This is a genomic window from Mesorhizobium sp. P160927 (assembly GCF_057766385.1).
The window spans coordinates 2935578-2948302 of the sequence record NZ_JBYMDW010000001.1 but is presented as its reverse complement, the minus strand read 5'-3'; the positions used below and the strand labels follow the sequence as shown (position 1 = coordinate 2948302).

The following is a 12725-nucleotide window of genomic DNA, read 5'->3' as shown; positions in this document are numbered from 1 at the left end:
ATCATGGCCGAGCCATTGATCCGCATGCACAACATCCGCAAGTCCTACGGCCGCGTCCAGGCGCTGGTGGACGCCAATTTCCATGTCAACGAGCGTGAGATCGTCGGCCTGCTCGGCGACAATGGCGCCGGCAAATCGACGCTGATCAAGGTTCTCTCCGGCGCGGTGCCGCTGACCAGCGGCGATATCTTCATCCGCGGCAAGAAGGTCACCTTGCGCGATACCAGCGACGCCATCGCCCACGGCATCGAGACCATCTACCAGGACTCCGCCCTGGTCACGCAACTGTCGATCGCGCGCAACCTGTTCCTGGGTCGAGAACCGATCAAACCGCCGCGCTTCCTCAACCGCATGGACCAGGACGCCATGAACACCGTGGCCCGCGATCTGCTCAAACAGGTCGGCATCTCCAAGAACATCCCGCCAACGACGCCGATCGGTTCGCTCTCCGGCGGCGAGCGGCAGGCGGTGGCGATCGCGCGCGCCATGCATTTCGACAGCGACCTGATCATCCTCGACGAACCGACCAACAATCTCGGCGTGGCCGAGACCCAAGGCGTGCTCAGCTTCGTGCGCAACGCCCGCGATTCCGGCCACTCCTGCATCTTCATCGCGCACAATATCCACCATGTCTTCCAGGTGGTCGACCGCATCGTCGTCATGCGCAGGGGCAAGGTTGTCGCCGACGACATCGATCCGAAGACGACAACCGTGACTGAAGTCGAGCGCATCATCACCGGCATGTCGGACAAGGACATCCGCGACGCCCTCGCCGACGGCAAGCCGGCGCACTGAGGACGTACGGATCGACGTGTAGGGCTGCGGCATGAAGGCTACCGTCTCCGACATCGCCAGGAACTGCGGGCTGTCGACCGCCACGGTCGACAGGGTGCTCAACAACCGGCCCGGAGCGAGTGCCGCCAACCGGCAACGCGTCATGGAGGCCGCCAAGCAGCTCGGCTATCTGCCGGTCGCCGACCAGGTGACGCTTCCCTCGAAGCCGGCAAACCTCGAATTCTTCCTGCCGATCGGCTCGAACGACTTCATGCACGAGCTGGCAAAGCACATCGAGGACTACGCATCGCGCCTGCCATTGGTGGCGTCCTGCCGGATTCACAATCTCGCCGGTATCTCGCCCAATGCCTTGCAGAACGCGGTCGAAAAGCTGTCGCTGCGCGCCAACGGCGTCGGTGTCATCGCGGTCGATCATCCCAGGACACGTAACATCCTGCGCGACATGGTGGAGGCCGGCATCCGCCTGGTGACGCTGGTGTCCGATATTCCGGCCGCACCTCGCTCGGCCTATGTCGGCATCGACAACCGCGTGGCGGGACGGACCGCGGCACTTTTGATGGGACGCTTCCTCGGCGGCCGCGAGGGGCAGCTGGCGATGGTCGTCGGCTCGCGTTCCTATCGCGGCCATGAAGAGCGCGAAATGGGCTTCCGCTCCGTGCTTGGCGAGGAGTTTCCCAACCTCACCGTCAGCAGCGCCGTCGAGATCAATGACGAGCCCGATGCCAGCTATGCGGCAACCATGAAAGCGTTGCGCAACGAGCCGGAACTGCTCGGCATCTATTGCGTCGGCGCCGGGCGCTCCGGCATTGCCAAGGCGATCCGGGAAACCAGGCCCAACCGCAAGCCGGTGTTCATCTGCCACGACCTGACAAGGGAGACACGCGGCTACCTCGTCGACGACCTCGCCGACGTCGTCATCGACCAGAACGCCAGGCTGATCGCGGAGCAGTCGGTCATCCAACTGCTCGGCTCGATCGCATCATCGGCGCCCTATCTCACCCGCAAATTCATCGAGCCGCGACTGATCTTCCGGGAAAACGTGCCCGTGCAGTGATATCCCGCATCTCCTGGTGAACCTGACCGCCCCGGCAAATCTGCACAGCAGCTATGCACAATTCATTGTTGCCGAATCATTGGGCAACTCGTAGGTTCTGGTTGTCGGCCATCTACTCCTCCCAGATGCGATGCCGACGCTGAATGGGGTGCACCTCCTCCCGCGCCACATTCGAAATCGAGCCCGCTGCCACCTCCTCCCGGCAGCGGGCTTTTTTCGTTCGGTCAATGGGAGATACGGTGCGGTCTGGTGAGATACCGTGCAGCCAAGCATCGTCGGTCACGCGACCGCAAATCACCAGCCACGGCAATACTTAACCGGCGGTGCCCCGGAAGGAAACGATCAGTCCTTCAGCCATCCGCACGAACTGCGTGCTCGGGCCCTCGGCACCGACGGTCTGCACGCTGACCCGCGCGCCTTCAAACAGCAGCGACAGCGTATCGGCGAGAAGCTCGGCCTGGCCGATGCCGGCATCCCGGCAGAGCCCGACCAGGCGTTCGCGCTGGGCTTCCTTGAGTTCCTTGATGACGCGCCTTGCCGGATGATCGGGTTCGGTCAGCTCGGCGGCGGCGTTGGCCATGTCGCAGCCACGGCCGTCGGTGTTGAGCATGGCGGCGGCCTTGCGAACCCAGGCATGAAGTTGAGCGAGTTTGTCGCCCGGATGCTCGGCCTCGAACGTTTCCCACATCGCGCCGGCTTTCAGTGCGTTGGCGCGCAGGCATTCGACGATCAGTTCGTCCTTGGATTCGAAGTGACGATAGAGCGTCATCTTGTTCGTGCCGGCAGCCTCGGTGATGGCGTCGACGCCGACGCCCTTGATGCCGTGCTTGTGGAACATGTCACGCGCCGTCTCCAGAATCCGATCCCGGGGACGAGAGCGCTCCACGACGCCATCTGTCATCATGATCTCCTTTCGTTTCCAAAAAACCCTCGGCCACCTCTTGACTAGGGTGTTACCGGTCTGTAACTTCCAGAATGTTACTTACTGGTAACACCTATAGCGTCCGTCGTCAATAACAAGGTCGTGAACTGGTCCTACCAGATCAGATGGACAAAAAGATTGCCAATCATGCGGCCTCGGCCGGTGAAGAGATGAAAAAACGGTTCGCGAGCATGGGCTGCGAATCGACAGACAAGGAGCCGGCCAATGCCACAGCGCCGCGATCTTACCATAGATGAGGCCGTCCGGGATCCGATGATCCGGCTGGTCATGAAAGCAGATGGGGTCGACCCCCGCGCGTTCGAGAACATGTTGCGCTCGCTTGCCGATGGGCAGCGTCGCGAGGTGCCGTTGCTGCGTTCACAGGAAGGGTCCCGGGACGGGCGCGGCCAGTTATCCAGGGTCGCCAGCGCCTTCGGGCGGGCAAGAGCGGCCGGAGAGGCGTGCGTGTCGTGGTAAACTTTTTCATCCATCGTCCGATCTTCGCCTCGGCGATCGCCATCATCATGGTGCTCGCCGGCACGATTTGTTATTTCCTGCTGCCCGTCTCGCAGTTCCCCGACATCACACCGCCGCAAGTCGTGGTCAGCGCCCACTATCCGGGCGCCAGCGCGCAAGTGGTGGCAGACACGGTGACGACGCCGCTGGAGCAGCAGATCAACGGCGTGCAAGGCATGACCTACATGTCCTCGACGAGCTCCAATGACGGCTCATCGACCATCACCATCACCTTCGATGTCGGCTATTCCCTGAGCACGGCCGCCGTCGACGTCCAGAACCGCGTCTCGCAGGCAGCCTCGTCGCTGCCGGCGATCGTCAACCAGGGCGGCGTGACGATCAAGAAGCAGAACCCGAACTTCGTGCTCATCGTCAACCTGACCTCGCCCGACCATTCGGTCGATCCGGTGGCGCTCTCCAACCTTGCCTATCTGCAGGTGGTGGACCCGCTGAAGCGGCTGCCTGGTGTCGGCGACGTGCAGATTTTCGGCGAACGGCGCTATTCGATGCGCGTCTGGCTCGATCCGGACAAGCTCGCCAATCTCGGCATCACCGCCGTCGATGTGCAAAATGCCATCGCCGAACAGAACGTCCAGGTGGCGGCCGGCAAGATCGGCCAGTCGCCGGCGCCCGCCGGCACCGCATTCGAGATGCAGGTCAACGCCGTCGGCCGGTTGAGCGACCCGAAGGAATTCGGCGACATCGTCGTGCGTGCCAACACTGATACCGGTTCGCTGGTGCGGCTGCGCGACGTCGCCCGTATCGAGCTTGGCGCGCTGCAATATTCGTCCTCGGCCTTTTTCGGCAAGGACCCGACCGTGGTGCTCGCCGTCTATCAGATGCCCGGCTCCAACGCGCTCGATCTGCAGCAGCGCGTCAAGGACAAGATGCAGGAACTTTCGGCCCGTTTTCCCAAGGGCGTCGACTATGCGATGCACTACGATACGACGCGCTTCGTCTCGGCCTCGATGCATGACGTGCTGATCACGCTCGGCGAAGCCCTGGTGCTCGTCGTCGCCGTGGTGTTCATCTTCCTGCAGAGCTGGCGAACGACCATCATTCCGACCATTGCCATTCCGGTGTCGCTGGTGGCGACGCTTGTCATCATGGAGATGATGGGTTTCTCGCTCAACATGCTCTCGCTGCTCGGCATGGTGCTGGCGATCGGCCTTGTCGTCGACGATGCCATCGTCGTGGTCGAGAATGTCGAACGACAGCTCGAGGCCGGACTGAAACCACTGGCGGCGACAAAGGCCGCCATGGCCGAGGTCACCGGCCCGATCATTGCGACCACCGCCGTGCTGATGGCGGTGTTCGTGCCGGTTGCCTTCATTCCCGGTGTTTCCGGCAAGCTATACAACCAGTTCGCGCTGACGGTGGCGATCTCTGTCGGCATCTCCGCCTTCAACTCGCTGACGCTTAGCCCGGCGCTCAGTGCAGCCTTCCTGCGCCATCGCGGCGAAACGCAATTCTTCCTGTTCCGCTGGTTCAATACGGGCTTCGACAGACTGTCGCATGCGTATGCCCATGGCGTGCGCATCCTTATCCGGCTGCGCTGGATCATGCTTGGCCTGTTCGCGGCCGGCCTGGTCGCCACCTACTTCGTCTGGCAAAAGCTGCCCTCGACCTTCCTTCCGGTTGAGGACCAGGGTTATTTCTTCGTCGTCATCCAGCTGCCCGACGGCGCTTCGCTGGAGCGTACCGATGCGGTGGCCCAGAAGGCGCGCGACATCCTGCAGGCGACGCCAGGCGTCGACATCGTCGGCTCGATCAGCGGCCTGAACTTCCTCACCAGCGCGGCGCAGTCGAACTCGGCGGTCGAGTTCGCCATCCTCAAGCCGTGGGAGGAGCGTGGCCCCGACCAGAGCGCCTCGAAGCTCGTCGGCGACGTGCGTGGCAAGCTGATGCAGATTCCTGAAGCTTTCGCGCTCTCCTTCGATCCGCCCTCGATCCCCGGCATCGGCACCACGGGCGGCTTCGAATTCGTCGTCGAGGACCTCACCGGCCGCGGCAGCACGGCCCTCAACGACGCCACGCAAGCGGTGATCGCCGAGGCCCGCAAGCAGCCTGAAATCAATCCGCAGCAACTGTTTTCGCCGTTCTCGACCTCGACGCCACAGTTCAACTACGATCTCGACCGCCCCAAGGCGAAGCTGCTCGGTCTCAACCTGCCCGACGTCTTCAACACGCTGCAGATCTATCTCGGCTCGCTCTACGTGAACGACTTCAACCTGTTTGGCCGCACCTTCCGGGTGACCATCCAGGCCGACAAGGATTCACGTGCCGGTGCAGCCGACATTTCACGGCTCTATGTGCGCAATGCTTCCGGCGGCATGGTGCCGCTCAGCACGCTGGGTAAGCTGGTGCCGTTCGTCGGCCCGGAAACCGTGCCGCATTACAACAACAACGCCTCGGCCACCATCAATGGCGGCGCCGCTCCCGGCTTCTCGTCGGGCCAGGCGGTCGCCGCCATGGAACGGGCCGCGGCAACCGCGCTGCCCAGGGATTTCGGTTTCGAATGGACCGGAATCACTTTCCAGGAGCTCAAGGCGGGGTCGATCGCGTCGGTGGTCTTTGCCCTCGCCATCGTCTTCGTCTTCCTGATCCTGGCGGCGCAGTACGAGAGCTGGGCAATGCCGTTCATGGTGCTGCTGGCGGTGCCGCTCGCCCTGTTCGGCGCGTTCGCCGCACTTTGGGTGCGCGGCATGCAGATCGACGTCTATTCGCAGATCGGCTTCGTCATGCTGATCGGCCTTGCGGCCAAGAATGCGATCCTGATCGTCGAGTTCGCAAGACGGCGGCGCGAGGAAGGCCTCAGCATCGTCGAGGCTTCAATGGAGGCCGCCCGGCTGAGACTGCGGCCGATCCTGATGACCGCGTTTGCCTTCATCCTAGGCGTGGTGCCGCTGATGATCGCCACCGGTGCGGGTGCCGCCAGCCGCCAGTCCATCGGCACCACCGTGTTCGGCGGCATGGTCGCCGCGACCATCCTGTCGCTGGTGTTCGTGCCGGTCTTCTACGCGGTCATCGAACAGCTGCGCGAACGGCGCGGCGGCGACGAGCCCGCTTCTCAACACACTGAACCAACGGCCAAACCCGCCTTCCCCCCCTTGGCGGAAGCGGCCGAATAATATTGGAGAATCATTATGCGTAAATGGAAAATCGCGTTGGGAACGGCTGTCGCGCTGGGTGCGATCTCGGTGGCGAGTGTCCACCTGCTGGACATGGGCAATCTCAGCCTGAATGCCGGCACGGCCGGAGCCGCGCCGGCTCCAGCAGCGTTCGTCATGCCGGTGCCGGTAGCGAACGTGGTCAAGAAGACGATCCCGATCTATCTTGACTATGCCGCGCGGACCGAGCCGATCCGCAGCATCACGCTGCAGGCACGCGTGCCCGGCTATTTGCAGGAACAGACGGCGCAAGACGGCGCCGACGTGCGGCAGGGCGACCTACTCTACAGGATATCGCCCGATGACTTCCAGGCCTCGCTCGACCAGGCGAAGGCACAGGTTGAGCGTGACACGGCGACCCTCGATTATGCACGTTCCAATCTCGGCCGCGGTACCGAGCTGGCCAAGAGCGGCTACCTGGACAAGGACAGCTTCGACCAGCGCACCAGCACCTTGCGCGAGGCGCAGGCGTCGCTGGCGCTGAACCAGGCGGCTGTGCGCACGGCCGAGCTCAATTTGAGCTACGCTGAAATCCACGCACCGTTCGCTGGACGTCTGGGCCGCAACCAGGCTTCCGTGGGAACGCTGGTCAGCGTTGCCGGCACCGTTCTCAACACGCTGGTGCAGCTCGATCCGATCTACGTCACCTTCAATCCGAGCGAGACGGATCTGGCGCAGATCGAGGAAGCGCGTGCCGCCGGCCCGATCGAGGTCGAGGTCCTGCTTCCCGGTGAGACGGAGGCCCACCAGAAGGGCGAGCTCACCTTTATCGACAACACGATCGATCACTCGACCGGCACGATCACCGCACGCGCCACCATCGGCAACGCCAAGTTCACACTCTTGCCTGGCCAGTATGTTCGCGTGCGGCTGCACGTCAAGCAACAGCCCGATGCGCTGATGGTGCCGCAGGTCGCATTGGGATCAAGCCAGCTCGGCAAGTATCTCTATGTCGTCGGCAAGGGCAATACGGTCGACCAGCGGCTGGTTTCGCTGGGGCCGACCAGCGGCGACATGATCGCCATCCTCAGCGGCGTCGCTGAAGGCGACCAGGTGATCACAGGCAATCTGCAGAAGATCGGCCCCGGAATGCCGATTTCGCCCCTGCCACAGAAACCGGCTACCTGAATCCCCCGCAGGCCCGGTTTCCGCGCGGCGCCCCCGACCTTTTCTCCGGTCGCGGGCGCCGTTTTCACGAGCAGACCGACCAGAGCGGCGACGTCGGCGCTGGGAAGTGGAAAACCCCGATTGTTGGCTCTTGTCAGATTGTCGACAATCTGATTGTCTCTGCTTCTGTTCTCGCGGGAGTGGGCCGGATGGTGACGACGGAATTCAGTCCGATTGCCGACACGACACGCCGTGCCGAGATCGTGGCACTGCTCAGACGCGCGATCCTGACCGGTCAGCTCGAGCCGGGCCAGAAGCTCAACGAGCTCAGGATTTCCGAACAGATGCGGGTCAGCCGCGCGCCGTTGCGCGAAGCGATGCGCGAGCTGGTCCAGGAAGGCATCCTGACCAGCATTCCCTATGCCGGCACCTTCGTCATCAATGTCACCGCCAAGGACATCCACGACGCCTATTCACTCAACAAGGTGCTCGACGAATTCGCCATCGAGCGGACGTGGGAACTGCGCGACCAGCGCTTTTTCGATGAGCTCGACGGGCGCCACGAGGCGGTCAAGCAGGCGACGCGCGACCGCGACACCACAAGGCAGATCGAGACCGCGCTGCAACTGCATGGCCTGATCCATGAATGGGCCGACAATTCAGTGCTCTTGGAAACCTGGCAAAGGCTGACCAGCCGTTTGCAGATGTACTTCGCCATGCACCAGCAGGCGCGCAAGGAAGCCGTGCCCGCCGAACACGTTCATGAAACCTATGTGGCGCTGCTCAAGGGCGACGACATGCGTGCCGCCCAGCGCCACGCACGAGAGCATATCGACCACGATTTCGAAGAGCTTCTTGCCTATGCGCGCGGCCTCGAAAAGCGTTCGTCGAAAGGCGCCTGACCCTCCCCTCATCGCGGATAATGGATACCCCACGTGCAGATCGAAACCATCAAAGCCTATCACGTCGTGCAGCCTTTCGTGGACGGCCCCTATCGTATGTCCAAGGGGCGTATGGCCGACTGCTTCGACGCTGTGATCGTCTCCATCACCTCCGACAGCGGCATCACCGGTTGGGGTGAGATGGCGCCGCTCGGCAATTTCTACTCGGCCGCCTTCCCGGCCGGCACCCGGGCCGGCGTGCCGGAGATCGCACCGCATCTTATCGGCCGGGACCCGCGCGGGCTGGCCAGCATCGGCCGACTGATGGACACGGTATTCAAGGACCATCCCTATATCAAATCGGCGCTCGACATGGCCTGCTGGGATCTGGCGGCGCGTGCCGCCGGCGTGCCGCTGGTGACGCTGCTCGGCGGCAGGGAAAGCGACACGGCCGAACTCTACAAAGTCGTCACCCATGGCACGGTCGATCAAATGGCCGCACTTGCCAAGCGCATCGTCGAGGACGGTTTCCGCCGGCTTCAGGTCAAGGTCGGCGGCAATGTCCATGACGACGTCGAGCGCGTCACGGCGGTCGCCGCCTCGGTGCCGAAAGGCACTGTCATTTTCTGCGACGCCAATGCCGGGTGGACGCCATACCAGGCGCGGCAGTTCGCCGATGCGACGCGGGCGATCGACTATACGTTCGAGCAGCCCTGCACGACGATCGACGAAAACATGTCGGTGCGGCGCATGCTCGACAAGCCGATGGTGCTCGACGAATCCGTCACCTCGCTGGAGGCTATGCTGGAAATCCATCGCCTCGGCGCGGCGGACGGGCTGACATTGAAGATCTCGCGGCTCGGCGGCGTCACCAAAACCCGGCTGATCCGTGACGTCGCCGTCGATCTCGGCTTCATGATCACGGTCGAGGACACCGGCGGCGCCGAGATCGACACATCCGCCATGGCGCATCTGTCGCTTTCGACGCCGGAGGAGCGCCGGCTGCACGCGATCGCCTTCCATGAATGGGTGACGGTGCGCACCGCGTCGAACGCACCGCTGGTCACCGGCAGCCGCATGGGTATTCCCGCCGGTCCAGGCCTTGGCATCGACGTCGTTCCCGACCTGCTCGGCAAACCCTTCTTCGAAGTTGGACGCTGAGATGAAGATCCGCGGCATCAAGGCCACGCCGATCAATCTTCGCCTCGAAGCGCCCTATGCCTGGGTGTTCGGCGAACTCGACGGTTTTTCCCCTGTTATCGTCGAAGTCGAGACCGAGGAAGGCCTTGTCGGGCTGGGCGAAGCGCCAACGCCGGCAGCGGCCGCCATCATCAATGATGTTCTTGCCCAGCGGCTGGTCGGCCGCGATGCCTTCGACATTGCCGGCGCCGAACATGTCTGCCTGCCGTTTTGGACCGGCGTGCAGTCGATCAACGACCGCACCCGCATCATGGCCTTCGGCGCCATCGAGATGGCGCTTTGGGACCTGCGCGGCAAGGCCTGGAACCAGCCGCTCTATCAGTTGCTCGGCGGGGCCGTGCGCAAGGACATCCCGTTCACCGACTATTTCTCGCTGCGCGGCGATGGGGATGGTGTCAAGGGCGAGACGACGCCGGAAGAAGTCGCCGACTATTGCGTGGAACTGCACGAGAGACATGGCACGACCTTCTTCGAAGGTAAGTTCTCGACCGACGACCCAAAAATCTCGCTGAGAATGGTCGAATTGATCCGCGAACAACTCGGCGACGATGCGATGATACGCATCGATTCCAACCAGGCCTATTCGCTCAGCACGGCGCGGCGGCTGGCGCGGCCGCTGGAAGAGCTCGGCGTGCGCAACTGGGAGGATCCGGTGGCCACGATCGAGGAGATGCGGCAGTTGCGAAAGCATTGCTCGATCCCTTTCTCGACCCACAATATCGACATCGCGCGCGCCATGGACCTCAAGGTGCCGGATGCATTCGTCGGCAATCCCACCGCGCATGGCGGCATCGGCCGGATGCTGCGCTTTGTCGGCGCCTGCGAGCACGCGGGCATCGATTTCTGGTGCTACAGCGGCGACAGCGGCATCGGCAGCGCGGCCTACCTGCATCTGTGCGCGGCCCTGGGCTGGATCCGGGAGCCGAACCAGTCGCTGTTTCGTATGCAACCCATGGACATCACCGAGGAGGGGCCGTTTTACCCCAGGAACAATACGGTGCGTGTCCCGGAAGGTCCCGGTCTTGGTGTCACCTTGTCGCGGAAAAATCTCGCCGCCTGCCATCGCGACTTTGCCGAGAACGGCCCTTGCAACAAATATCATGACCCGGCCAAGCCCGGGACATATCGCCGTTTGCCGCTGAACTAGGAGAACGACACGGGAAAGGAAACATAATTCAAGAACAAGAGTCCGCCGCGGCGATCGATGGCGACGGCAGGACCGGACGGGTGGAAGCATTGCTCAAGAAAATCTGACCCCCGCGCCGCAGGGATCGGATGGACCAGGGAAAACCGCATGCTACAGTCCCGGTCGACTGACATCGTTGATGGCCGGGGACAGGAGAATTCCACGGACTTCCTCAACTGAGAGACGCGTTCATCAAACCATAAGAAACAGGGGAAGGGTTAAACCCATGATCAAGAACTACCGCATTCTCGACCTGATCCGGCGCAATCGCTCGCCGCTTGAAAATCACCTGATCGACGGTCTCGTCGACGGCCGTGTCAGCCGCCGCGATTTTATCCGCCATGGCAGCCTGCTTGGCCTGTCGCTGCCGCTGCTTGGAGGCATCACCACGGCTGCCGGCCTTGGCGGCATGCCGTCTCTGGCCCGCGCCCAGGGCGCGCCCGGTGCCACCATCCGTGTCGCCAGCAGCGTGCCGGCGGCAGCCATCGATCCCGTCACGATCGCCGACGCCGGCGGCCTGCTGATCATGCAGCAGGTTGCGGAATTCCTCTGCGTCGACGGCCCCGACCTGGTGCTGCAGCCTGCATTGGCCGAGAGCTGGAAGCCGAACGACAACGGCTCGGTTTGGACCTTCAAATTGCGCAAGGGCGTCAAATTCCACAGCGGCGGCGAGATGAAGGCCGAGGACGTGGTGGCGAGCATCGACCGCCTGGCCGATCCGGCAAACTCGTCCAACGCGCTGTCGGTGTTCACCGGTATCCTGTCGAAAGGAGCCAGCAAGAAGGTCGACGACTACACGGTGGAATTCCACCTCGACGCGCCGAACGGCAATTTTCCCTACATGGTCTCGTCGGACAATTACAACGCCGTCATCATCCCGGCGGACTACAAGGGCGACTACGAGAAGAGCTTCGACGGCACCGGCCCGTTCAAGGTGGAGAAATACACAGCGAAGGTCGGCGCTTCCTTCGTCCGCAACGAGAACTACTGGGGAGCGAAGGCGCTGCCTGACCGTACCGAGTTCACCTTCTTTACCGACGTGCAGCCGATGATCCTGGCGCTGCAGGGTGGGCAGGTCGACGTCATCAACCAGATGCCGGTGCTGGCCGGCGTGGCCCTGCTCAACGATCCGGGCTTCGAAATCATCAGCCTGAAGTCGTCGGCTCACCAGCAACTGCATCTGCGCTGCGACGACGGTCCGCTGAAGGATGCACGTGTGCGCCGCGCCATCGCGCTCTGCCTCGATCGCGACAAGCTCGCCGCCGGTCTGATGAAGGGACGCTCGTCGCTGGGCAATGACAGCCCATTCGCCGCGGTCTACCCCTCGACCGATACGAGCATACCGCAGCGCAAGCAGGACATCGCGCAGGCCAAGCAGCTCATGGAAGCAGCCGGTGCCGGCAAGGGCTTCAAGATCACGCTGACCACCGAGCGCTATCTCGAAATCCCCGAATATGCCCAGCTCATCCAGAACTGGGTCAAGGAGATCGGCATCGAGCTCGAACTCAACATCCTCGACCAGAGCGCCTATTATGGCGACGCGGTGTTCGGCAAATCGAACTGGCTGGATTCGGTGATGGGCATCACCGACTACGGCCATCGCGGCGTGCCGAATGTCTATCTTGCCGCTCCCCTGAAGAGCGACGGCACCTGGAATGCCGCGCACTTCAAGAACAAGGATTACGATGCGTTGGCGACCAGCTATATCGCGGCGCTCGACCTCGAGGCACAGAAGGCCGACGCCGGGAAGATCCAGAAGCTTCTGCTCGAGGAAACGCCTGTCATCTTCGGCTATTTCTACGACTACCTGACGGCGACGGCGAAAGGCGTGGCCGGCGTGCAACCGACAGCCATGTCGCAGCTGTTCCTCGAAAAGGCATCGAAGGCGTAAGCG

At 62.9% G+C, this 12725-nt stretch carries 9 protein-coding genes; 8 read left to right on the top strand and 1 reads right to left on the bottom strand.

The window, feature by feature from the left end; genetic code table 11:
• Nucleotides 1–3 precede the first annotated feature (3 nt).
• Nucleotides 4–795, top strand: a complete 792-nt coding sequence (locus AC3CB8_RS14130) for an ATP-binding cassette domain-containing protein (protein WP_015318877.1) — start codon at nucleotides 4–6, stop codon at nucleotides 793–795.
• A gap of 31 nt (nucleotides 796–826) precedes the next feature.
• The gene (locus AC3CB8_RS14125; protein ID WP_352595190.1) at nucleotides 827–1849 is read left to right on the top strand and encodes a LacI family DNA-binding transcriptional regulator; all 1023 of its coding nucleotides are present in this window, start codon (nucleotides 827–829) and stop codon (nucleotides 1847–1849) included.
• A gap of 313 nt (nucleotides 1850–2162) precedes the next feature.
• On the opposite strand, the gene AC3CB8_RS14120 is transcribed toward AC3CB8_RS14125, so the two are convergent.
• The gene (locus AC3CB8_RS14120) at nucleotides 2163–2750 is read right to left on the bottom strand and encodes a TetR/AcrR family transcriptional regulator (RefSeq protein WP_352563032.1); all 588 of its coding nucleotides are present in this window, start codon (nucleotides 2748–2750) and stop codon (nucleotides 2163–2165) included.
• A gap of 491 nt (nucleotides 2751–3241) precedes the next feature.
• Between AC3CB8_RS14120 and AC3CB8_RS14115 the strand changes: the two genes are divergently transcribed.
• The 6 genes from AC3CB8_RS14115 to AC3CB8_RS14090 all read left to right on the top strand — a co-directional run bounded on the left by AC3CB8_RS14115 (nucleotide 3242) and on the right by AC3CB8_RS14090 (nucleotide 12722).
• Nucleotides 3242–6418 (top strand): efflux RND transporter permease subunit, encoded by a 3177-nt coding sequence (locus tag AC3CB8_RS14115; RefSeq protein ID WP_352563031.1) that lies wholly within the window; start codon nucleotides 3242–3244, stop codon nucleotides 6416–6418.
• 15 nt (nucleotides 6419–6433) lie between these two features.
• Entirely contained in the window at nucleotides 6434–7585 is a 1152-nt protein-coding gene (locus AC3CB8_RS14110) for an efflux RND transporter periplasmic adaptor subunit (RefSeq protein WP_023794610.1), read from the top strand.
• Between the two features lie 188 nt (nucleotides 7586–7773).
• Nucleotides 7774–8466, top strand: coding sequence for a GntR family transcriptional regulator (locus AC3CB8_RS14105; protein ID WP_352563010.1), 693 nt, complete (start codon nucleotides 7774–7776; stop codon nucleotides 8464–8466).
• Nucleotides 8467–8499: 33 nt separating this feature from the next.
• Entirely contained in the window at nucleotides 8500–9606 is a 1107-nt protein-coding gene (locus AC3CB8_RS14100) for a mandelate racemase/muconate lactonizing enzyme family protein (RefSeq protein ID WP_023782218.1), read from the top strand.
• A 1-nt stretch (nucleotide 9607) separates the two neighbouring features.
• On the top strand, nucleotides 9608–10792 hold the full coding sequence (locus tag AC3CB8_RS14095; RefSeq protein WP_352563009.1) for a mandelate racemase/muconate lactonizing enzyme family protein: 1185 nt from the start codon (nucleotides 9608–9610) through the stop codon (nucleotides 10790–10792).
• A 265-nt stretch (nucleotides 10793–11057) separates the two neighbouring features.
• Complete coding sequence (locus tag AC3CB8_RS14090; protein ID WP_023771038.1) at nucleotides 11058–12722, top strand: ABC transporter substrate-binding protein; 1665 nt, start codon at nucleotides 11058–11060, stop codon at nucleotides 12720–12722.
• Nucleotides 12723–12725 lie beyond the last annotated feature (3 nt).

Bases quoted from the DNA above. Each gene is read 5' to 3' on its own strand.
- AC3CB8_RS14130 (WP_015318877.1), top strand. From the start codon at position 4: ATGGCCGAGCCATTGATCCGCATGCACAACATCCGCAAGTCCTACGGC.
- AC3CB8_RS14125 (WP_352595190.1), top strand. From the start codon at position 827: ATGAAGGCTACCGTCTCCGACATCGCCAGGAACTGCGGGCTGTCGACC.
- AC3CB8_RS14120 (WP_352563032.1), bottom strand. From the start codon at position 2,750: ATGACAGATGGCGTCGTGGAGCGCTCTCGTCCCCGGGATCGGATTCTG.
- AC3CB8_RS14110 (WP_023794610.1), top strand. From the start codon at position 6,434: ATGCGTAAATGGAAAATCGCGTTGGGAACGGCTGTCGCGCTGGGTGCG.
- AC3CB8_RS14105 (WP_352563010.1), top strand. From the start codon at position 7,774: ATGGTGACGACGGAATTCAGTCCGATTGCCGACACGACACGCCGTGCC.
- AC3CB8_RS14095 (WP_352563009.1), top strand. From the start codon at position 9,608: ATGAAGATCCGCGGCATCAAGGCCACGCCGATCAATCTTCGCCTCGAA.
- AC3CB8_RS14090 (WP_023771038.1), top strand. From the start codon at position 11,058: ATGATCAAGAACTACCGCATTCTCGACCTGATCCGGCGCAATCGCTCG.